Source organism: Stenotrophomonas sp. KH_036_B, from assembly GCF_057839485.1.
Genome location: NZ_CM174491.1, coordinates 4,232,513 through 4,253,518 on the forward strand (window position 1 = coordinate 4,232,513; position 21,006 = coordinate 4,253,518).

The window sequence follows — 21,006 nt, forward strand, 5'->3', positions numbered from 1 at the left end:
AACGGCGGATGGCTTCCGGCGCCGGGCGCGAGTGCCGCACACATGGCCTCCAGGCTGGCCTGGGGTGTCATGCCCTGCCCCTCCCATTGGAAGGCATACGGCAGCGGGTCGGTCTGCGTGCCTGTCGTGCGCGTCTGCACCACCGGACGGGGCGGGGCATCGAATGGAACGGGGCGCCACGGGAAGGCCGGCAGGGCCGCCCTGCGCGTGGCAGCCTCGACGCATTGCTGCGACGACGCCATGGGTGCCTCGGGCCTGGCCCACACCCGCAGCGTGGTGTTGCGCATGGCGTAAGGACCGCGGTGGGCGTGCGGGGGCGGATCGCGCCAGGGGCGCCAGTGCGCAGGCGTGGCGCGGGCAGGCCGGGGTCCGTCGGGGGCAGTGTTCACGGGCAGCGCCTTGTGTTCGAGTGATGGACCTCGAATGCTGACCCTCCTGCCAGCCACTTCCCATCGGATAGTGCGTTATTTCACCGATGTGCGAAGCGGATCACTCAGAGCGATCCGCCCAGCCCAGGCAGGCGGAAGAACGTGCGCGTTGCCGCGGTCGCATTGGCCGCCGTCACCTCGACCTGTTCACCCCGATCACGTGCCAGCTCTTCGACGATGTGCGACAGGAACATCGGCTCATTGCGGCGGTCCTTCGGCAGCGGCTTCAGGCTGCGCGGCAGCAGGTAGGGCGCGTCGGTTTCGATCATCAGGCGCTCGGCCGGGATGTGCTTTACCAGCTCGCGCAGATGGGCACCGCGGCGTTCGTCGCACAGCCAGCCGGTGATGCCGATGTACCAGTCCTGGTCCAGGTAGTCGAACAGCTCCTGGCGCTCGCCGGTGAAGCAATGCACCACCGCCGCGCCGATCCTGCCGTCGACGTTCTTCATCTGCGCCATGAAGTCCGCGTGCGCGTCGCGCTGGTGCAGGAACAGTGGCTTGCGCTGGCCATCGGCGGCCCGCACGTCGCTGGCCAGCTGCAGCTGCCGCTCGAAGGCGCGGTGCTGGGCCGGGCGCGGCGCGAAATCGCGGAAGTAATCCAGACCGCACTCACCCACCGCCACCACTTCGGGATGCGCATGCAGCGCGCGCATCTCGGCATCGCATTCGTCGGTGTACTCCACCGCGTGGTGCGGATGCACGCCGGCGGTGGCGTACAGGAAACCGGGATGCTGGCGCGCCAGCTCCAGCGCCAGCGGGGAATGCTCGCGGCTGGCCCCGGTCAGCACCATCTGCACCACCCCGGCCTCGCGGGCGCGCGCCAGCACGGCGTCGCGGTCGCGGTCGAAGGAATCGTGGGTGAGGTTGGCGCCGATATCGATCAGTTGCATGGGGACAGCTACAGGGCAGTTGATCGGCCCATTGTAGCGTGCGGCCTGCGCGCGCCCGCCCGCCACGGCTCGCCGCTGCTGCCCGCGGCCCGTATCCTTGCCGCATGAACACCCCGATTTTCCCGATTTCCTCGCTGCTGCCGCAGATTGCCGCGCACCTGGCCAGCCACACGCGGCTGGTGCTGGAAGCGCCGCCCGGCGCCGGCAAGACCACCCAGGTGCCGCTGGCATTGCTGGACGCGCCGTGGCTGCAGGGCCGCAGGATCATCATGCTGGAACCCCGCCGGGTCGCCGCGCGCAGCGCCGCGCAGTTCATGGCGCGGCAGCTGGGCGAAGAGGTCGGCGGTACCGTGGGCTACCGCATCCGCTTCGAGAACAAGGTGACCGCGCGCACCCGGGTGGAGGTGGTGACCGAGGGCATCCTGACCCGCATGCTGCAGGACGACCCGATGCTGGACGGCGTGGGCGCGCTGCTGTTCGATGAATTCCACGAACGCCACTTGGCCGCCGATCTCGGCCTGGCCCTGGCGCTGGATGTGCAGGCACAGCTGCGCGACGACCTGCGCATCGTGGTGATGTCGGCCACGCTGGATGGCGAGCGGCTGGCGCAGTTCCTCGACGCGCCCCGCCTCAGCAGCCAAGGCCGCAGCTTCCCGGTGGCGATCAGTCATTTTCCGGCGCGGCGCGACGAAGCGCTTGAGGCACAGGCGCGGCGCGCGGTGGAGCAGGCGCTGGCCCAACACCCCGGCGACGTGCTGGTGTTCCTGCCCGGTCAGCGCGAAATCGCCCGCACCCAGGCCGCGCTGGACCAGGCGCTGCCCGCCGATATCCAGGTGCTGCCGCTGCACGGCGAGCTGCCGGTGGAACAACAGTCACGGGTGCTGCAGCCCGACCCGCACGGCCAGCGCCGGGTGGTGCTGGCCACCAACGTGGCCGAATCGTCGGTCACGTTGCCCGGCGTGCGCGTGGTGATCGATGCGGGGCTGGCGCGCGAGCCGCGCTACGACCCCAACAGCGGCTTCGCACGGCTGGACGTGGTGAGCATCGCGCAGGCATCGGCTGACCAGCGCGCCGGTCGCGCCGGGCGCGTGGCCGATGGCTGGGCGTGGCGGCTGTGGCCGCAGTCGCAGCGGCTGGAGTCGCAGCGCCGGCCGGAGATCGCGCAGGTGGAACTGGCGGCACTGGCGCTGGAACTGGCGGCGTGGGGCAGCGACGACCTGCGCTTCGTGGATGCGCCACCCGTGGGCGCGATGGCGGCGGCACGCGAACTGCTGCAGCGCCTGGACGCGCTGAGCGACACCGGCGGGCTCACCGCGCTGGGCCGGCGCATGCTCACGCTGGGCACGCACCCGCGGCTGGCGGCGATGCTGCTGGCCGCCGGCAGCGGCACCGAACAGGCGCTGGCCTGCGACCTGGCGGCAGTGGTGGAGGCACGCGATCCGCTGCGCCAGGGCGGCGATGCGCTGGCGGCGCGATGGCGTGCGCTGGCGGCCTTCCGCCAGGGCCGCGTGCCGCACGATGCCAACCGTGGCGCGCTGGCTGCCATCGATGCAGCCAGCAAGCAGTGGCGGCGACGCCTGCGCTGCGACGCGCTGCCGCCGACGTCGGTGGAGGCCCACCAGCTCGGCGACCTGCTCGCCCATGCCTTCCCTGACCGGATCGCCGCACGCCACCCTGCCGATCCGCTGCGCTACCTGCTGGCCAATGGCCGCAGCGCGCGTCTGTTCGATCCCAGCGACCTGCGCGGTGAGCCGTGGCTGGTGGCGGTGGAGCTGCGCTACGAGGCGCGCGACGCACTGCTGCTGCGCGCCGCGCCGGTGGATGAGAACCGGCTGCGCCGCGACTTCCCGCAGCGCTTCCGGCAGGAGGACGTGGTGCGCTGGGACGCGGAGAAGCGCGCACTGGTCGCACGCCGCGAAAGCCGCTTCGACCGCATCGTGCTGGACAGCCGCTCGGCCGGCCGGGTCGACCCGGCGCAGGCGGCCCAGGCGCTCACCGAGGCCGTACGCGAGCTGGGACTGGATGCCTTGCCGTGGACCGACGGGCTGCGCCAGTGGCAGGCACGTGCGCTGGCCTTGCGCACCTGGATGCCTGAGCTTGAACTGCCCGACGTGTCCGATGCCGCGCTGATGGGGACACTGCCGACATGGCTGACGCCGGCCTTCAATGGCAGGACCCGGCTGGATGCGCTGGACGAGTCGGCCTTGGGCGAAGCGCTGAAGTCGCCCGTGCCATGGACACAGCGCCAGCTGATCGATCGCCATGCGCCGCTGCGCATCACGGTGCCCTCGGGCATGGAACGGCCGATCCACTACGCCATCGACGCCGACGGCGCCACGCCGCAGCCGCCGGTGCTGGCGGTCAAGCTGCAGGAGCTGTTCGGGCTGGCCGATACGCCCCGGATCGCCGACGGCCGCGTGCCGCTCACCCTGCACCTGTTGTCGCCCGGCGGCCGTCCGCTGCAGGTCACCCAGGACCTGCGCAACTTCTGGGCGAACACCTATGCCGAGGTAAAGAAGGAGATGAAGGGGCGCTACCCGCGACACCCGTGGCCGGATGACCCGTGGACAGCCAGTGCCACGCACCGGGCCAAGCCACGCGGGACGTAGCGCCACGCCCTGCGTGGCTGTGCGATGGACCCTGCACCGCGATCAGCCACGCACGGCGTGGCTCTACGGCGACCGACCTGAATCAATCCTGCAGATTGGTTATCGTCGTGACCAGGCCGTGGGCGGCGGATAACACGCCCTACACGGCCACCGGGCGACACTGGATTCCGAACCGAGGCAAAGGACCCCCCATGAGCAGACTGACCGTTATTACCGACCGCGCCCTTGAGCGTGCACTGGATCTGGCAAGCAGCGCGGGCGATGGCCTGAAGCACGCCGGCACCAATCTGCGCCACTTCGGCCCGCAGGCAACCGACTGGATCAAGACCGGTGCGGCGCTCGGGGCGGTGAAGACCGGCAGCAAGGTGGCCGCCAAGGTGGTACGCCGCAACCCGGCCGCGACCATTGCCGTGGCAGCGGTGGGGGTGGGCCTGCTGGGCTACGCGCTGTACCGCAAGCAGCAGAAGAAGAAGCTGGCCAATGGTGGCGTGGTGAATGGGCAGGCGCAGCGCATCAGCGCCAGCAACCGCCGCAACGACACCGTGGTGGATGAGCACAGCGATATCGGCAGCGACGCCTGAACCATCGGGCGCGTGGCTGGAACAGAAGACCGCCGGCATGTCCGGCGGTTTTTTTTGGGCGACCATCCTTTGCGCGTTCGCTGCATCTGACGCGGTAGCGCCACGCCCTGCGTGGCTGCCACGTGGGCCCGCATCGCGCGCAGCCACGCAGGGCGTGGCTCTACGGAGTGATGCGGTTTCTCAACCGATCCTGCGCCATTGCCCCGGCTGCAGGTCGCCCAACCCATGCGGGCCCATCGAAATGCGCACCAGACGCAGCGTGGGCAGGCCGACGGCGGCGGTCATGCGCCGCACCTGGCGGTTGCGGCCCTCGCGCAGGGTGATCGCCAACCAGGCATCCGGTACCGTCTTGCGGAACCGTACTGGTGGATTGCGCGGCCAGAGCGCGGGCGTCTCCAGCCGCTCCACGCGTGCCGGCAGGGTCGGCCCATCGTTCAACTGCACCCCGCTGCGCAACGCCTGCACCTGCTCGTCGCTGGGCGTGCCTTCCACCTGCACCCAGTACGTCTTGTCTTCCTTGTGCCGCGGGTCGGTAAGGCGATGCGCCAGCCTGCCGTCATCGGTGAGCAGCAACAGGCCTTCGCTGTCGTAGTCCAGCCGCCCGGCCGCGTACACGTCCGGCGGCAGTCCGAAGCCGGCCAGCGTCGCGCGCGGCGGCTGGCTGCTGTCGGTGAACTGGCACAGGACGTTGAAGGGCTTGTTGAAGGCGATGAGCATGGGGCGCAGGACGGCGGTGGGGGGAGCATTGTCCCACCCACCGTGCCCGCCGGCATTACTTCGCCGGTTTGATGAAGCGCAGCGTCATGCGGTCGCTCTCGCCGATGGCCTTGTACCTGGCTTCATCGGCGGCGTCGTGGTTGTTGCTCGGCGGCAGGGTCCACACGCCGTTGGGGTAGTCCTTGGTATCGCGCGGGTTGGCATTGATCTCGCTGCTGCCGGCCAGCTCGAAGCCTGCCGCCTTCGCCATCGCGATGACCTGGGCCTGGCCCACATAGCCACTCTTGTCATTGGCCGGCACATCGGCCTTGGCGCGGTGTTCCACCACGCCCAGCACGCCGCCCGGCTTGAGCACGCGGTAGAAGCCCTTGAACATGCCCTCGGCCTGGTCGGCGGTGCGCCAGTTGTGCACGTTGCGGAAGGTCAGCACGGTATCCACCGAACCATCCGCGCCAAACTGCGGTGCGGCCGGGTCGAAGCCCACCACGCGTGCCTTGCCGTACAGCGCCGGGGTGTCGGCGAACTTCTTCTCCAGCCCGCTCTTGCCGCGCGCCTGGTAGTCACGCGCACGCCCTTCGGGCACGGCCATCGGATCGACCACGGCGGCGATGTAGTGGCCCTTGTCGTGCAGCAGCGGTGCGAGGATTTCCGAGTACCAGCCGCCTCCTGGCGTGATCTCGATGACCGCCTGGCCCGGCTGCACGCCGAAGAACGACAGGGTCTGGGCCGGGTGCCGGTAGGCATCGCGCGCGACATTGGCCGGGGTGCGGCTCTTGCCATCGACCGCCGCCTGCACCGCAGGGGTGATGGCGACCTGTGCGTTGGCACCGGCAGGCTTGACCGCCAGGGCCGGGGCGGCGAGCAGCAGCGTGGAAACAGTGAACAGGCAGGCACAGCTCAGCGAACGGGCTTTCATCGGATCACCTCCGGTGGCGGGATGCGGCGAGACTAGCAGCCGCGATGTCAAAGGTGTTCACAAAGCGTTAGTGCAGTGCAGCGAAGCGGAACACTGTTTTGTGGAGAGCGCCGCAGCGATGTCATGGGCAGGCACTTATGCTGTCCCATTGGATTCAACTGGAGGATATGCCCATGACTGCACCGCGCGAACTCGGCCGTTCCGGCCTGAAAGTGCTGCCCATCGCGTTCGGCGGCAACGTGTTCGGCTGGGGCGCTGACGAGAAGACCTCGTTCGCACTGCTCGATGCGTTTGTCGATGCCGGCTACACCCTGGTCGACACCGCCGACGCCTACTCGGCCTGGGTGCCGGGCAATCAGGGCGGTGAATCGGAGACCATCCTGGGCCGCTGGTTCCAGCGCAGCGGCAAGCGCGACAAGGTCGTACTGGCCACCAAAGTGGCGAAGTGGGCCGAACGCCCCGGGCTGTCGGCAGACAACATTGCGGCGGCGGTGGAGGATTCACTGCGCCGCCTGCAGACCGACGTGATCGATCTGTACCAGGCGCACGAGGACGACGAGTCCACGCCGCTGGAGACCACGCTGGCCGCGTTCGGCCGGTTGATCGAGCAGGGCAAGGTGCGCGCGATTGGCGCGTCCAATTACAGCGCGGAACGCCTGCGCGACGCACTCAAGGTCTCGGCCGACTACAAACTGCCGCGCTACGAGACGCTGCAGCCGGAGTACAACCTGTATGACCGGGCCGGCTACGAGAGCGGGCTTGAAGCGGTCGCACGCGAGAGCGGGCTGGGCGTGATCAGCTACTACTCGCTGGCCAGTGGATTCCTCAGCGGCAAGTACCGCAGTGCGGACGATGCAGCCAAGAGCAGCTCGCGCGGCAGCAGCGTGGTGGCGAAGTACGTCAATCCGCGCGGCCTGCGGATTCTGGAGGCGCTGGATGACATCGCCGGCAAGCACGCCGCCACGCCCGCACAGGTGGCGATCGCCTGGTTGATTGCCCGCCCGGGCATCACCGCACCGATCGTCAGCGCCACCAGCGTGGCGCAGCTCCATGACGTGCTGGCCGCCGCGCAGGTGGCCCTGTCGGCCGACGACGTTGCACAGCTGGATGCCGCCAGCGCCGAGTAACGCGCCGTCGATCCACGCCTGCGTGGCTGGGGTGGCTCCACGACCCGGTGGATCCACGCCCTGCGATATGCGCCCATGCAATCACCCCGTCGCCAGGCTCCCGCGGATGCCGATTGAGATCGCGTAGAGCCGGCCAACGGTCGGCGACGCCGCTCAGGCCGCCGCGCTGTCTTCCGCCACCAGTGCGTGGTGCAGGCTCACGCCGGCGCGCACGCCTTCAGCGCTGGCCAGGGTGATGTTGCCCATCACGCTGGCATCGCCGGCGGCGTATACGCCGGGCACCGTGGTCTGCTTCTGCGCATCGACCCGCACCAGCACCCCAACCGGGCTCTCATCCAGCGCACAGCCCAGCTGTTCCACCAGCGGGGAGCCCATGTGCTGGCGCGCGGTGACGAACAGCGCGCGCAGGTCGATGCGGCGACCGTCGGCAAGCAGTGCCGCGCTCAGCTGCGGAGCCTCGCCTTCCAGCGCGACCACCTCGCTGGTTTCGATGCGCACGCCGCGGCGCTGCAGGGTGGCGATCGCATCGTCTTCCAGGGTCATGCCATGCGCGAACAGCGTGACCTGCCCCCAGTCGGCCAGCACGCCGGCCATCATGCTGGACAGTGCGTGGCCGCCAAGCAGCCCGATGGCGCCGCCACCCACTTCATAACCGTGGCAGTAGGGGCAGTGCAGCACGCCGTGGCCCCAGCGTTCGGACAGGCCGGGAAGGTCGGGAAGCGCATCGCGTACGCCGGTGGCCAGCAGCAGCTTGCGGGTGGCCCAGGTGTCACCGCCGGCGGTGTGCACCGCGAAGCCGTCCACGGTGACCTGCGCATCGGTGGCGGTGTCACTGATCCAGCGCACGCTGGGGTAATCGAGCAGCTGCGCCTTGGCCTGCCGCAGCAGCTCACCGCCGCCGATGCCATCCAGGCCAAGCACGCCGTGCGAGTGCGCGGCAAAGCGGTTGCGCGGCAGGCCGCTGTCGATCACCAGCACGCTGCGGCGCGCACGCGCGAGCATCATGGCGGCGGACAGGCCGGCGTAACTGCCGCCGACGATCACGGCATCAAAGGTCATGCGCTGCTCCTGTGGCGTGGTGGGCCAGGTGCCGGGCGAAGGCGTCGCCCAGCGTGGCCAGGGTGGTGGCATGGAGGCGTTGTTCGAGCAGCGCCTGGGCCTGCTGGTAGCTGTCATCCAGCGCGCTGTTGACGACCTGCTGCACCGGGCAGCCACGCCCGGTGTCGCGCGCGCCGGTATGCAACAACGCCGGCGAGCCGATGGCCACGTAGACGTCGTGCAGGGTGATGGTGGCCGGGTCGCGTGCCAGCTGGCTGCCGCCCCCGTGGCCGCGCACGGTGTGCACCAGGCCGCCCTTGTGCAGCGCGGCCAGCAACCGACGAATCACCACCGGGTGGGTGGGCAGGCAGGTGGCGAGCTGCTCGGACGTGCGGGGCCCGGGCTGGCCCACCAGGTGGGCCATGACATGCAGGGCGTCGGAAAACTGGGTGCTGGATTTCATGTAACGCCAATAGTTACATATTAACGTCGCGTTGGGTAGCGCCGGCTGTTGGCCAGCCCCTGCAGACGTTCACCGTTCATGAGGGCCGGGCAACGGCCGGCACCTACCGGAGGAACGCGGCGACGGTCATGGCATCGCCCAGGTAGTCCAGGAACGACGTGATCCGCGCGGACACCGCCGTGTTGCGGTAGTACACCGCGTGGATCGGCTGGCGCACCTCGACGGTCAGGGTGGGCAGCAGTTGCACGAGCGTGCCTGCATCGCGGTCGCGCTGGGTCATGAAGTCGGACAGGCAGACGATGCCGGCCCCTTCCAGTGCCAGGCGGCGCAGGGTCTCGCCGCTGGACACGGCCACCGCCGGCCGGATGTGCAGCAGTGCGTCGGTGCGGCCGGGCAGCGGCCAGTGATTGAGCGAGTCCGGTTCGTTGAAACCGAGCAGTGCGTGTCCGGCCAGGTCTTCCACGCCCTGGGGCGTGCCGTGCTGCGCCAGGTAGGCCGGGCTGGCCAGCACCCGCAGGCGGCTGTGCGCCAGCGGGCGCGCATGCAGGGTGGAGTCGGCCAGCGGGCCGATGCGGATGGCCACGTCGGTGCGCCGTTCCAGCAGGTCGATGTAGCGCTCGCTGCTGTTGAGTTCCAGCTGCACCTCCGGATAGCGCGCGCGGAAGCCGGCCACCAGTGGGGCGATCACGTGCAGCACGAACGGGGTGGCGGCATCCACACGCAGCCGGCCTGCCGGGCGCTGTCGGCGCGCGGTCATCTGCTCTTCGGCCGCCTCCACGGAGGCGACGATGGCGCGGGCCTGGGCCAGGAACGCGTCGCCCTCTTCGGTGAGCTGCAGCCGCCGGGTGGTGCGGGTCAGCAGGGTGGTGCCCAGCTTTTCCTCCAGCCGGCCCAGCGCGCGGCTGACGCCCGAGGTGGTCTGGCCGAGCGCCTCGGCAGCAGCCGTGATCGAGCCGCTGTCGATGACGGCAATGAACGCCTGCATTTCGTCCAGGGTGGTCTTCATGGCGTGGTCCATCGGGCAGGCCCCATTATTGACCAGAACTCAATAGTCATTGGCGTGAAGACCGCTGTTTCGGCAAGAGTCTGGCGCGCAGACTGCGCAGCCTGTCCTCCCACCGGTAACGACCATGTCCCGCGGCATCCCCTTGGCCTTGTTGGCGCTGACGCTCGGTGCGTACGCCATCGGCACGACTGAATTCGTCATCGTCGGGCTGATTCCGACCATTGCCGCCGACCTTGGCGTGTCCCTGCCCTCGGCGGGCCTGCTGGTCTCGCTGTACGCGTTGGGGGTGGCGGTGGGTGCGCCGGTGCTGACCGCGCTGACCGGGCGGGTGCCGCGCAAAACGCTGCTGGTGGCGCTGATGGTGCTGTTCACCCTGGGCAACGTGATTGCGTGGATGGCCCCGGGGTACGGCTCGCTGATCGTGGCCCGCATCCTGACCGGCCTGGCGCACGGCGTGTTCTTCTCGATCGGCTCGATCATCGCCACATCGGTGGTTCCTAAAGAGAAGGCGGCCAGCGCGATCGCGATCATGTTCACCGGCCTCACCGTGGCGCTGGTCACCGGCGTGCCGCTGGGTACGTTCATCGGCCAGCACCTGGGCTGGCGGGCGACCTTCCTGGCGGTGGCGGCGCTGGGCGTGATCGCCCTGCTCGGCAGCCTGCTGTTCGTGCCGCGCAACCTGCAGCGCAGTGCGCCGGCCACGTTCGGCCAGCAGCTGGCGGTACTGGCGCAGCCGCGCCTGCTGCTGGTGTATGCGATCACCGCACTGGGCTATGGCGGCACGTTCCTGTCGTTCACCTACCTCGCCTCGATCCTGCAGGACGTCACCGGCTTCGCGCCGAACGCGGTAAGCGGCGTGCTGCTGGTGTACGGCGTGTCGGTGGCGATCGGCAACCTGTGGGGCGGCCGCTTGGCCGACCGTCGCGGCCCGATTCCGGCACTGAAGCTGATCTTCGGGTTGCTGGCGCTGGTGCTGTTCGCCCTGACCTTCACCGCCTACAACACGTGGCTGGTGCTGCTGACCGTGCTGGCCCTGGGCGCAGTGGCATTCGGCAACGTGCCCGGGCTGCAGGTGTACGTGGTGAAGCAGGCGCAGCGCTTCGCACCGCAGGCGGCGGACGTGGCCTCGGGTCTGAACATCGCCGCGTTCAATGTGGGTATCGCATTGGGTGCGTCGCTGGGCGGGCTGGTGGTCGATCACCTTGGGTTGATGCATACCCCGTGGCTGGGCGCGCTGGTGGTGCTGGGTGCGCTGGGGTTGACCGTGTTGAGTGGGCGGTTGGATGCCCGCGATGGTGTTGAGGCGCGTGCCGACGGGATTTCGGTGGCGGCGCATTGAGAGGAGCTCCATCCTCTTGTTTCTCTTGTTTAACGGTGCACGGCGTAGCCTGCACTGCCCCCTTTTGAAGGAGTTTTCATGAGCATTCCCGCCTTTGGCCTCGGCACGTTCCGCCTGAAGGACCAGACCGTCATCGATTCGGTCCGCAACGCGCTGGACGTGGGCTACCGCGCCATCGATACGGCGCAGATCTACGGCAATGAGGCCGAGGTTGGCCAGGCCATCGCCGATTCCGCCGTGGCGCGCGACGATCTGTTCATCACCACCAAGGTCTGGATCGCCAGCTTCCAGCACGATGCGCTGCTGGACAGCCTGCGCGGGAGCCTGCGCAAGCTGCGCACCGACCACGTCGACCTGACCCTGATCCACTGGCCGTCGCCGAACGATGCCGTGCCGATGGCGGAGTACCTGGGCGCGCTGGCACAGGCCAAGGCCGAGGGCCTGACCCGGCAGATCGGCATTTCCAACTTCACCATCGACCTGACCCGCCAGGCCATCGACATCCTCGGTGCCGATGCCATCGCCACCAACCAGATCGAAGTGCACCCCTACCTGCAGAACCGCGCGCTGATCGCGTTCCTGCGCGAGCAGGGCATCCATGTCACCGCATACATGAGCCTGGCCTACGGCGACGTGTTGAAGGACCCGGTCATCCAGGCCATCGCCGAGCGTCACAACGCCACGCCTGCACAGGTGGCGCTGACCTGGGCGCTGCAGCAGGGCTTCGCGGTCATCCCCTCCTCCACCCGGCGCGAGAACCTGGCCAGCAACCTGCTCGCCGCGGACCTGCGCCTGGGCGAGGACGACATGGCGCAGATCGCCACGCTGGATCGCGGCCAGCGGCTGGCGAATCCGGAGGGGATCGCGCCGGCGTGGGATTGACGCACTTTGTTCACGATTCCATACCCAGAGGCGCATACGGTATTGAATCGTGAACTTTTCATCGTGCCACGCTGCGAGAGACCGGCGCAGGCCTCTGCGCATTTAAAAGTTCACTATTCAATACGTAGATTGGGTTAATGTATTGAATAGTGAACAATCTGCTCTAGTGCAGCCCGCTGGCGGCTCAGCCCAGCAGCCACGCGCGCATGGCGGCGCTGACGTCGTCCGGCTTTTCCATCGGCGCCAGGTGCCCGCAATCGGGCAGCACCACCAGCGTTGAGCCCGGTGCCAGCGCGTGCATCTCTTCGCTGATCGGCAACGGCGTGATGCGGTCGTTGGCGCCGCACACGATCAGCAGCGGATCGCGATAGGCGGCCAGTACATCGCGGCCGTCCGCCCGGTCCAGCGCGCTCTGGCGCAGGAACACCTCGGCGCCGAGCCGCGTGGTCATGTCACGCACGCGCTGCACGAGCACGTAGTCGTCCAGGCGCGAGGCGTCGATGTAGCTGCGCATGAGCGTGTCGCCAAAGCCATGGAAGGTACCCGGCAGGCGCACGCTGGCCTGCTGGGTGCGACGTTGCGCGGCGCGCTCGGGCGAATCGGCGTGGAAGGACGTATCGATCAGCGCCAACCGCAGCACCCGCTCGGGCGCGGTGCGCAGGATCTGCTGGGCCACGAAGCCACCCAGCGAGAACCCGGCCAGCGCGAACCGCTCCGGTGCCTGGGCCAGCACGTCATCGACCACGGCCTGCAGGGTCTCGCCACGGGTCTGGTCGCCGACGGTGCAGACGGCGATATCGGACAGGGCGGCAATCTGCGCGCGCCAGAGTTCGGCGTCGTTGAGCAGGCCCGGCAACAGCAACAGCGGCGTTCGATCGGTCATGCGGCACATTGTCAGGCCTGGCCCGTGCACGGACCATGCCCGGCATGGGTCAGTGCGTTGCGCCTTCGGGCGGTTCGGGCACCTGCACGCTCTGCACCGGCAGGGTCACCACCATCACCGTGGAGTCGTCCGGATCCAGCCGGGTCTTGAACCCCAGGCTCTGGCACATTGCCAGCATGGTGCTGTTCTCGCGCAGCACCTGGCCTTCGATGATGTTGAGCCCAAGCCACTGCGCGTACTCGATCATGATCGTCATCAGGCGCCAGCCGATGCCGTGGCCCTTGAGGTCGGAGCGGATCATGATGCCGTACTCGCCGCGGTCGTAATCGGCGTCGGCGTGCAGCCGCACCGCACCCAGCATGTCGCCGCTGCGCGGGTCGATGGCCACCAGCGCGATCGAGCGGGCGTAGTCGAGCTGGGTCAGGCGGGCGATGAATTCGTGGCTGAAATGCTTGACCGACTGGAAGAAGCGCAGCCGCAGGTCGTCATCGGTCACGCGCGCGAAGAAGGCGCGGAACAGCGCGTCATCCTCCGGGCGCACCGGGCGCACGAACGCGGGCGCACCGTCGGAGAGGGTGATGGTGCGCTCCCATTCCTGCGGATACGGGAACACCGCGAAGCGTGGGTGGCCACGGCCCTTGTGCAGTTTGCGCGACGGTGCGATCGCCACGCGCGCGTCGAGTGCGATGACGCCGTCGCGGTCGGCCAACAGCGGGTTGATGTCGAGCGTGCGTACTTCGGGAATGTCGGCCGCCAGTTGCGCCAGCTTGACCAGAATCAGCGCCACGGCGCGCTCGTCGGCGGCGGGAACGTCGCGGTACGCCTTGAGGATGCGCGACACGCGGGTCCGCCCGATCAGCTCATGGGCAAGGCGCAGGTCCAGCGGCGGCAGGGCCAGGGCCTTGTCGTCGATCACTTCGACGGCGGTGCCGCCACGGCCGAACACCACCACCGGGCCGAAGGTCGGGTCGTCGGCAATGCCGGCGATCAGTTCGCGCGCCTTGGGCCGCACGATGGTGGGCTGCACCAGCACGCCGTCGATCCGCGCCTGCGGGCGCATTTCATGGGCGCGGGCCAGGATGGAACTGGCGGCGGCCTGCACCGCCTGCAGGGTGCCGAGGTTGAGGCGCACGCCATCGACATCGGACTTGTGCGGAATGTCGGCCGAGAACACCTTCACCGCCACGGTGGCGCCCTGCTCCAGCAACGGCTGGGCCAGGTCCATGGCCTCGTGTGGATCGCGGGCCTGCATCACCGGCGCGGAGGGAATGCCGTAGGCCGTGAGCAGCTGGTGGGTGGCGATCGGATCCAGCCACTGCTGGCCGGCGGCCAGCGCGGCCTCGACGATGGCGCGCGCGGCCGCAGTATCGACCACGAAATCCTGCGGCAGGCTTGGCGGGGTTTCCATCAGCGCGGCCTGCGCGTCGCGGTAACGCACCAGGTGCTGGAAGCCGCGCACGGCTTCGGCCTCGGTGGGATAAGTGGGCACGCGGGCCGCGTTGAGGGTGGCGGTGGCGCGGTCATCGTTGCCCAGCCAGACCGCGAACACGGGCTTGTCGCGGTGGTGGCGCGGGCGCAGGCCGAGGGTGCGGGTCAGCGCCTGGGCGGCGTCGGCCGAGGAGGTGAACGCGGTGGGCACGTTGACGACGAGGACGGCATCGTTGCCGTTGTCGGACATCAACGCGTCGATGGCGGCGGCGTAGCGGTCACCGTCCGCATCGACCACGATATCCACGGGGTTGCTGCGCGACCAGCCTTCGGGAAGGACGCCGTCGAGCTCGGCGATGGTGCCCGGCGAGAGTTCGGCGAGGGTACCGCGCAGGGCCAGCAGCTGGTCGACGGCGAGCCGGCCGACGCCACCACCATTGCTGAGTATGGCGAGACGACGGCCCGGGAAGGTGCCGAGCCGGCCGAGGGTTTCAGCGGCGGTGAACAGTTCGTCCAGCGCGCTCACGCGGAGCAGGCCGGCGCGGTTGAACGCCGCGCCGTAGACCGCGTCGGAGCTGGCCAGCGCCTGCACGTGCGTGTCGCCATCCGGATCGATGCGGATGTGCCGGCCGGATTTGACCACCACCACGGGCTTGGCGCGGGCGGCCGCACGGGCGGCGGACATGAACTTGCGGGCGTCGCGGATGTGTTCGACGTACAGCAGGATGGCGCGGGTGCGGTAGTCGGTGGCGAAGTAGTCGAGCAGGTCGCCGAAATCGACGTCGAGCGCATCGCCGAGCGAGACCACCGCGGAGAATCCGACGGAGCGTGCGACGCCCCACTCCACCAGGGCGGCGGCGATCGCGCTGGATTCGGAAATGAGGGCAAGATCGCCCGCCTGCGGGAAATGCGCGGCGATGCTGGCATTGAGGCGGGCATGCGGGGCGATGACGCCCAGGCAGTGCGGGCCGAGGATGCGCAGGCCTTTCGGACGCGCGGCGGCTTCGACCTGTTCGGACAGCGAGCCGGGACCCTGGCCGAGGTTGGCGGTGAGGATGATGGCGGCGGCGACGCCGCGTTCGGCGGCGGTGGCGACCACCTGCGGGACGATGCTGGCCGGCGCGGTGATGACGATCAGCTCAGGGACCCAATCCAGGTCCTTGAGCCGCTTGACCGTGCGGATGCCGTCGATTTCGCCGTAGCGCGGATTGATCCAGGCGACCTTGCCGGGAAACCCCGTGGCGCGCAGGTTGCGCATGACGGCGCGGCCGGCGGAGCGCTCGCGCGGGCTGCCGCCAACCACGGCGACCGATTGCGGGCGGAAGACGGATTGCAGGTGGTAGGTGCTCATGGGGTCGAACAGTCACCGGGACACGTGGTGACACGGTACACGGCTGGGGCTGCGGTTGGCATGATCTGGCGCAAAAGCAGCGCGCATGCACCGTAGAGCCACGCCCTGCGTGGCTGCAGCGGGACGCCCTACAACGGGCGACAGGGCAGCCACGCAGGGCGTGGCGCTACGGTTGGTTCCGGCACTGCGCTGCCACGCAGGGCGTGGCGCTACAGCAACGTGCCGCTGAGGATCGCGGCGGCGATGCTGAAATAGATCACCAGGCCGGTAACGTCCACCAGGGTGGCCACGAACGGGGCCGAGGCACTGGCGGGGTCGAAGCCGAGACGCTTGAGGATGAAGGGCAACATCGAACCGGACAGCGAGCCGAACGTGACGATGCCAACCAGCGCCGCGCCGATGGTCACCGCCAGCAGCTGCCAGTGTTCGCCGTAATCGTGCAGGCCCAGCAGCTGCCAGGACACGATGCGTATCATCGCCAGCACGCCGAGGATGGCGCCCAGGGTGATGCCGGTAGGCACTTCGCGCAGGGCCACCCTCCACCAGTCGCGCAGGCGCAGCTCGCGCAGGGCCAGGCTGCGGATCAGCAGCGAGGTGGCCTGCGAGCCGGAGTTGCCGCCGGAGCTCATGATCAGCGGAATGAACAACGTCAGCACCACGGCGCGGGCCAGCTCGTCCTCGTAATGCTGCATGGCGCTGGCAGTGAGCATTTCGCCCAGGAACAGCACGCTGAGCCAGCCGGCACGCTTGCGCAGCATCTCGAAGAAGCCGATCTGCATGTACGGCTTTTCCAGCGCTTCCATGCCGCCGAACTTGTGCGCGTCTTCGGTGGACTCTTCGATGAGCGCATCCAGGATGTCGTCCACGGTGACGATGCCCAGCACGTGCTGGCGCGCGTCGACCACGGGGATGGCCAGCAGATCGTGGCGGCGGATCAGCTGCGCCACCTCTTCCTGGTCGAGCAAGGCGTCGACCGTGACCGGCGGGTTGACCTGGGCCACGTCAAGGATGGGTTCGTCGGGCAGGCCGGTGATCAGCCGCCGCATGGTGACGACCTGCTGCAGCGCCTGCGTGCGCGGGTCGAGCACGTAGATGGCGTAGACGGTCTCGCGGGTGCGTTCCACTTCGCGGATGTGCTGCAGCGTGCGGCCCACGGTCCAGTCGGCGGGCACGCTGACGAACTCGGTGGTCATCAGCGCGCCGGCGGTGTGCGCCGGATAGCTGAGCAGCTGCTGGATGGCCTGGCGCGACTCGGGGCTGAGCAGCGGGATCAGGCGCGCGCGCTCGTCCTCGTCCAGCTCATGGACGATGTCGGTGGCACGGTCGTCGGCCATCAGCCCCAGCAGCGCGGCGGCCTTGGCCACCGGCAGGGTGGCGATGAGGTCGCCACTGCGGGTCAGCTCGGGCTGCTCGAGCATTTTCACCGCGCGGGGCAACGGCACTGCGGCCAGGGTGTCGGCGGCGCGCGAGAGTTCCAGGGTGTTGAGGTATTCCACCGCGTCAGCGGTGTTGAAGTCCTGCAGGGGTGCGCTCAGGGCGACAGCATCGGCTGCCGGGCGCAGGAGGTCTTTCTGGTTCATGGGGTTCGCCTTGTGGATCGCGATTGCGCGACGCCAACGCTGGCGAACCGTCCCGTGTCAGGCGGTGGCCATCGCTGGCGTCGAGCAAGGTCGACTTCTACTGTCGCTGGACATGGGTTTGGACTCCGGATGGGTTTACTGCCGGCCACGCAGGCGCGCCAACAGCGGCGGGCAGTCTGGACCTCCGGGGAGGCGGGGTCAACCCGGCGCGGCACCTGCGTTGTGGGGCGATTGGCCTTCGTTGTCGCGCCCGGCCGCATAATGGCCGGGCGACGTCCTCTTTACTCCCCCACCCCATGAGCAGGTTCCCCCATGCATAGCGGTGCCCTGGAACTGGCCCTGGTGCTGCTGCTGGCCGCGGTGATCGCGGTACCGGTGTTCAAGAAGCTGGGGCTGGGCGCGGTGCTGGGCTACCTGGTGGCCGGGGTGGTGCTGGGGCCGGACGGGCTGGGCTTCGTCCAGGACGCCGACCGGATCCTGGGCGCGGCGGAAATCGGCGTGGTGATGCTGTTGTTCGTGATCGGGCTGGAACTGTCACCGGCGCGCCTCAAGGTGATGCGGCGCTCGGTGTTCGGTGCGGGAACGGCGCAGGTGGCATTGAGTGCGCTGGTGCTGGGCGCGGTGCTGCTGCTCGATCACTTCCAATGGAAGGCGGCGCTCATCGTGGGCGTGGCGCTGGCGCTGTCGTCCACGGCGGTGGGCCTGCAGCTGCTGTCCGAACACAAGGCGGTCAACACCGACTACGGGCGGCTGGGGTTCGCCATCCTGCTGTTCCAGGACCTGATCGCCATTCCGCTGCTGGCGGCCATCCCGCTGCTGGGCGGGGTGAAGAACGAAACGCTGCAGTGGAATGATGTGGCGGTGGCGCTGGGTGCACTGGCCGTGGTCATCCTGTTCGGGCGACCGGTGTTGCGCCGGTTGTTCACCATCATCGCGCGCACGCGCAGCCCGGAAGTGTTCACGGCCATGGCGCTGCTGATGGTGCTGGGCACTGCATGGTTCATGCAGGAGGCCGGGTTGAGCCCGAGCCTGGGCGCGTTCCTGGCCGGCGTGCTGCTGTCCGATTCCGAGTTCCGCCACGAACTGGAATCGCAGATCGAACCGTTCAAGGGGCTGCTGCTGGGGCTGTTCTTCATCGCCGTGGGCATGGGCATCGACCTGGACCGTGTGGTGGCCGAACCGGGCGTGATCGCGCTCGGCGTAGGGCTGCTGCTGGTGGTGAAGTTCGGGCTGCTGTTCGGTATCGGCAAGGTCGCCCGGCTCAGCACGCGGCATGCGCTGCTGCTGGGCAGCGTGTTGTGGCTGGGCGGCGAATTCGCGTTCGTGGTGTTCAACGAGGCGCAGCGTGCGCAGCTGCTCGGCAATGCGAACCATGACCGGCTGGTGGCGATCGTCGGCCTGTCGATGGCGATCACGCCACTGCTGATGATCGCGCTGCTGCGGCTGCTCGGCAGCGAAGACACGCCGGTGGAGAACAAGCGACCCGCCGACACGGTGGACACCGGCGGCACCGAGCCCAGCGTGATGATCGCGGGCATGGGGCGCCTCGGCCAGGTGGTCGCGCGACTGCTGACCGCACAGAAAATTCCCTTCATCGCGCTGGAGTCGAACCCGGACACGGTGTCGGACCTGCGCCGGTTCGGCAACAAGCTGTACTACGGCGATCCCTCGCGGCCGGAGATGCTGCGGGCGGCCGGCGGCGAGCACGTGCGGGTGTACGTGGTGACGCTGGACGATCCGGACGCGAACATGCGCGCCACCCGGCTCATCCGGCGCATGTACCCGCAGGCGGTGGTGCTGGCCCGCGCGCGCAACCGCCAGCATGCGTGGCGGTTGATGGATATGTCCGCCGAGCCCTTCCGCGAGGTGTTCGGCACCAGCCTGGACATGAGCGAGCGGGTGCTGACCGCACTGGGCGTGCCGGCGGAGACGGCGCGCGACCATGTCGAGCGGTTCCGCGAGCATGATGAAAAGCTGCTGCGCGACCAGTACCTGGTCTACGACGACGACGCCGCGGTGATACAGACCTCGCGCGATGCGCGGGCGGATCTGATGCATCTGTTCGAGGCGGATGCGGAAAGCGACGGGAAGGCATCGGACGCGTCGCGCGCCGAGTGAGGGAAGGAGGAATTCTGGAATACTGACGTGGGTCAACCGGATGTTGCTGGATGAAAGGTATTCCCGATCCCTACTATTCTTTGTTTGAGACTGCTATCGGCAGCGATCCAGTGATCGTTGTTGTCAATTGTGCGCTCCTGCAGTTCACAGAGCGCGATGATTATCCGTGGCACTTGAGAGTTGGCGTGCATTGCGCCATGCAAGGGGAAAACGGCATGCCTACCGCAGAAGAAGTGGACAGCCTCATTCAACTGGAAAAGTGGATCGAGCCGGCCATTCAGGCAGACGACAACGCTATTTTCCTCGCCCGAATTACTGCCCGTGGGGAGCGCGTCCTTTTGTATAGAGTACGCAACGCCGAGAGGGCACATGAGACCCTGCAGGCGCTGATCTCCGTTTCGGAGCCCTTACGGGAGTGGGAGTACCAGATGGAGCACGACGGTGACTGGCTCCTGGCGCAACCCGAGCTGGAACTGGTGATTCAAGCCTCTACTTCCGATTAGCTGTGGTGGTTCATTGCGGGCAGGCCACTCATTTCGCAGCCCCTGCAGGCATCACGGAACGTAAACCAATACGACCTCGTAACGGTACCCACCATCGTCTTCGTGGATATGCACCTGAAGCACAAGATCGCTTCTTCCTTCCTCCTCGGTATGGAGGTCGACGAGAACGTCCCAGAAAGATCCGTACCAGATGCATACGGAAGACTCCCAGGATGCCTCCGGCAACTTCTTCAGGCGCGCTCCGTACTCCCGCACATTTGCCTGCATCCCCGACCAGGCGGCCGGTGCCCGGTCCACAACCTGCGGCAGAGATGGTTCCCTTTCTTCCACCAGTGCATCAACGATAGCTACCAGAGTGGGCCTCCAGACTTCAGGGACTGACATCTCCCTATGTCCATCTTTGGCTATTGCTACCTCATTCATAATCAGTCCTTCGAGTGCAATCGAGTACGGTAAACCAAACATACTTCGGCATGGCTGGCAGATGTGGTTGGACCGCCATCGGCATGACCTTCAACATGATGCCCTGCAGTCGGGCCGGCACTCCTGTTCTCGGCGTTCGCACGCAGCCAATGCGGTGAGTGCCTCGCCAGCAATGCGCACGTCGCAACGCGCGGCACAGTCGTGGCAACCCACGGTTCTGCAGGACGATTCGGAATCCAATTGAATGCGCTTGAGCCTGCCGCGTGGTGCGTAAGGCCACCGTCATCATGGAGCCAGGTCATGCCCATTACCGAAGAAGAGATCGTCCCCGGCGCGGTTGCGTATCTTTCCCTGGAGTTGCTTCGCACTTCCGGTGAGCTCAAGCAACCGGCCCTGCAGTCGCATGTGCGTACGGGTCCGTTTGTATGCATCGCAGTGAACGACAACAGCTGTGCGTGGCTGGAGATCACGTCCAAGGGTGAGAAACGCCCGGAGCGCATCACGCTTGAACCCGGGTGGAAAAGGGACGGAGGGAAGCGCTGGCGTACCGAGGATCAGTACATCAACGACGCGCGCACGCCGTTCATTGGCCCCAAGCGGATATTCGTGGCGGCCAGCAAGGACGAGCTTGTGTACGACCAGTTCCTTCGGCCACAGGTCAACGATGTGGGCGTGCAGGCGCTTCTGAAGGAGGTCAAGACGTTGGGTGGCGTTGTGGAGTAGA

General features: G+C 68.0%; 18 protein-coding genes. 8 read left to right on the forward strand and 10 right to left on the reverse strand.

Annotated elements, in window-relative coordinates:
• Positions 1–493: 493 nt before the first annotated feature.
• Positions 494–1,318: a TatD family hydrolase gene (locus AC3ITN_RS18770; protein WP_313347543.1), complete on the reverse strand. Its 825-nt coding sequence runs from the start codon at positions 1,316–1,318 to the stop codon at positions 494–496.
• A gap of 104 nt (positions 1,319–1,422) precedes the next feature.
• On the opposite strand from AC3ITN_RS18770, the gene hrpB reads away from it, so the two are divergent.
• Both hrpB and AC3ITN_RS18780 read left to right on the forward strand, forming a co-directional pair.
• On the forward strand, positions 1,423–3,927 hold the full coding sequence (gene hrpB / locus AC3ITN_RS18775) for an ATP-dependent helicase HrpB (RefSeq protein ID WP_489391499.1): 2,505 nt from the start codon (positions 1,423–1,425) through the stop codon (positions 3,925–3,927).
• Positions 3,928–4,118: 191 nt separating this feature from the next.
• The gene (locus tag AC3ITN_RS18780; RefSeq protein WP_489391500.1) at positions 4,119–4,508 is read left to right on the forward strand and encodes a hypothetical protein; all 390 of its coding nucleotides are present in this window, start codon (positions 4,119–4,121) and stop codon (positions 4,506–4,508) included.
• A 180-nt stretch (positions 4,509–4,688) separates the two neighbouring features.
• Here the strand turns inward: AC3ITN_RS18780 and AC3ITN_RS18785 are convergent, their stop codons facing one another.
• Both AC3ITN_RS18785 and AC3ITN_RS18790 read right to left on the reverse strand, forming a co-directional pair.
• A complete protein-coding gene (locus tag AC3ITN_RS18785; RefSeq protein ID WP_489391501.1) occupies positions 4,689–5,225 on the reverse strand; it encodes a pseudouridine synthase in 537 nt (178 codons plus the stop codon).
• A gap of 55 nt (positions 5,226–5,280) precedes the next feature.
• Entirely contained in the window at positions 5,281–6,141 is an 861-nt protein-coding gene (locus tag AC3ITN_RS18790) for a class I SAM-dependent methyltransferase (protein WP_313347536.1), read from the reverse strand.
• A gap of 173 nt (positions 6,142–6,314) precedes the next feature.
• Between AC3ITN_RS18790 and AC3ITN_RS18795 the strand changes: the two genes are divergently transcribed.
• Positions 6,315–7,268: an aldo/keto reductase gene (locus AC3ITN_RS18795; RefSeq protein WP_489391502.1), complete on the forward strand. Its 954-nt coding sequence runs from the start codon at positions 6,315–6,317 to the stop codon at positions 7,266–7,268.
• Between the two features lie 153 nt (positions 7,269–7,421).
• Here AC3ITN_RS18795 and AC3ITN_RS18800 read toward each other — a convergent pair whose 3' ends face one another.
• The 3 genes from AC3ITN_RS18800 to AC3ITN_RS18810 all read right to left on the reverse strand — a co-directional run bounded on the left by AC3ITN_RS18800 (position 7,422) and on the right by AC3ITN_RS18810 (position 9,775).
• On the reverse strand, positions 7,422–8,327 hold the full coding sequence (locus AC3ITN_RS18800; RefSeq protein ID WP_489391503.1) for an NAD(P)/FAD-dependent oxidoreductase: 906 nt from the start codon (positions 8,325–8,327) through the stop codon (positions 7,422–7,424).
• Positions 8,317–8,769: an Rrf2 family transcriptional regulator gene (locus AC3ITN_RS18805; RefSeq protein ID WP_489391504.1), complete on the reverse strand. Its 453-nt coding sequence runs from the start codon at positions 8,767–8,769 to the stop codon at positions 8,317–8,319. The genes AC3ITN_RS18800 and AC3ITN_RS18805 overlap by 11 nt, the downstream gene beginning before the upstream one ends.
• 103 nt (positions 8,770–8,872) lie before the next feature.
• Positions 8,873–9,775 (reverse strand): LysR substrate-binding domain-containing protein, encoded by a 903-nt coding sequence (locus tag AC3ITN_RS18810; RefSeq protein WP_489391505.1) that lies wholly within the window; start codon positions 9,773–9,775, stop codon positions 8,873–8,875.
• A 124-nt stretch (positions 9,776–9,899) separates the two neighbouring features.
• On the opposite strand from AC3ITN_RS18810, the gene AC3ITN_RS18815 reads away from it, so the two are divergent.
• Both AC3ITN_RS18815 and dkgB read left to right on the forward strand, forming a co-directional pair.
• Positions 9,900–11,114: an MFS transporter gene (locus AC3ITN_RS18815; RefSeq protein WP_489391506.1), complete on the forward strand. Its 1,215-nt coding sequence runs from the start codon at positions 9,900–9,902 to the stop codon at positions 11,112–11,114.
• Between the two features lie 78 nt (positions 11,115–11,192).
• Entirely contained in the window at positions 11,193–11,996 is an 804-nt protein-coding gene (gene dkgB, locus AC3ITN_RS18820) for a 2,5-didehydrogluconate reductase DkgB (protein WP_489391507.1), read from the forward strand.
• 184 nt (positions 11,997–12,180) lie between these two features.
• On the opposite strand, the gene AC3ITN_RS18825 is transcribed toward dkgB, so the two are convergent.
• From AC3ITN_RS18825 to mgtE, 3 genes are all read right to left on the reverse strand, one after another.
• On the reverse strand, positions 12,181–12,879 hold the full coding sequence (locus tag AC3ITN_RS18825; protein ID WP_489391508.1) for an alpha/beta fold hydrolase: 699 nt from the start codon (positions 12,877–12,879) through the stop codon (positions 12,181–12,183).
• 49 nt (positions 12,880–12,928) lie between these two features.
• Complete coding sequence (locus AC3ITN_RS18830) at positions 12,929–15,658, reverse strand: bifunctional acetate--CoA ligase family protein/GNAT family N-acetyltransferase (protein ID WP_489391509.1); 2,730 nt, start codon at positions 15,656–15,658, stop codon at positions 12,929–12,931.
• Positions 15,659–15,867: 209 nt separating this feature from the next.
• Positions 15,868–17,238: a magnesium transporter gene (mgtE, locus tag AC3ITN_RS18835; RefSeq protein WP_489391510.1), complete on the reverse strand. Its 1,371-nt coding sequence runs from the start codon at positions 17,236–17,238 to the stop codon at positions 15,868–15,870.
• Between the two features lie 312 nt (positions 17,239–17,550).
• On the opposite strand from mgtE, the gene AC3ITN_RS18840 reads away from it, so the two are divergent.
• Together AC3ITN_RS18840 and AC3ITN_RS18845 are read left to right on the forward strand one after the other, a co-directional pair.
• The gene (locus tag AC3ITN_RS18840) at positions 17,551–19,356 is read left to right on the forward strand and encodes a monovalent cation:proton antiporter-2 (CPA2) family protein (RefSeq protein ID WP_489391511.1); all 1,806 of its coding nucleotides are present in this window, start codon (positions 17,551–17,553) and stop codon (positions 19,354–19,356) included.
• A 50-nt stretch (positions 19,357–19,406) separates the two neighbouring features.
• Positions 19,407–19,859: a DUF695 domain-containing protein gene (locus tag AC3ITN_RS18845; RefSeq protein WP_489391512.1), complete on the forward strand. Its 453-nt coding sequence runs from the start codon at positions 19,407–19,409 to the stop codon at positions 19,857–19,859.
• Between the two features lie 51 nt (positions 19,860–19,910).
• On the opposite strand, the gene AC3ITN_RS18850 is transcribed toward AC3ITN_RS18845, so the two are convergent.
• Positions 19,911–20,282 carry a DUF7668 domain-containing protein gene (locus tag AC3ITN_RS18850; RefSeq protein ID WP_313347512.1) on the reverse strand — a complete coding sequence of 124 codons (372 nt, stop codon included), beginning with the start codon at positions 20,280–20,282 and terminating at the stop codon, positions 19,911–19,913.
• A gap of 300 nt (positions 20,283–20,582) precedes the next feature.
• On the opposite strand from AC3ITN_RS18850, the gene AC3ITN_RS18855 reads away from it, so the two are divergent.
• On the forward strand, positions 20,583–21,005 hold the full coding sequence (locus AC3ITN_RS18855; RefSeq protein WP_489391513.1) for a hypothetical protein: 423 nt from the start codon (positions 20,583–20,585) through the stop codon (positions 21,003–21,005).
• Position 21,006 lies beyond the last annotated feature (1 nt).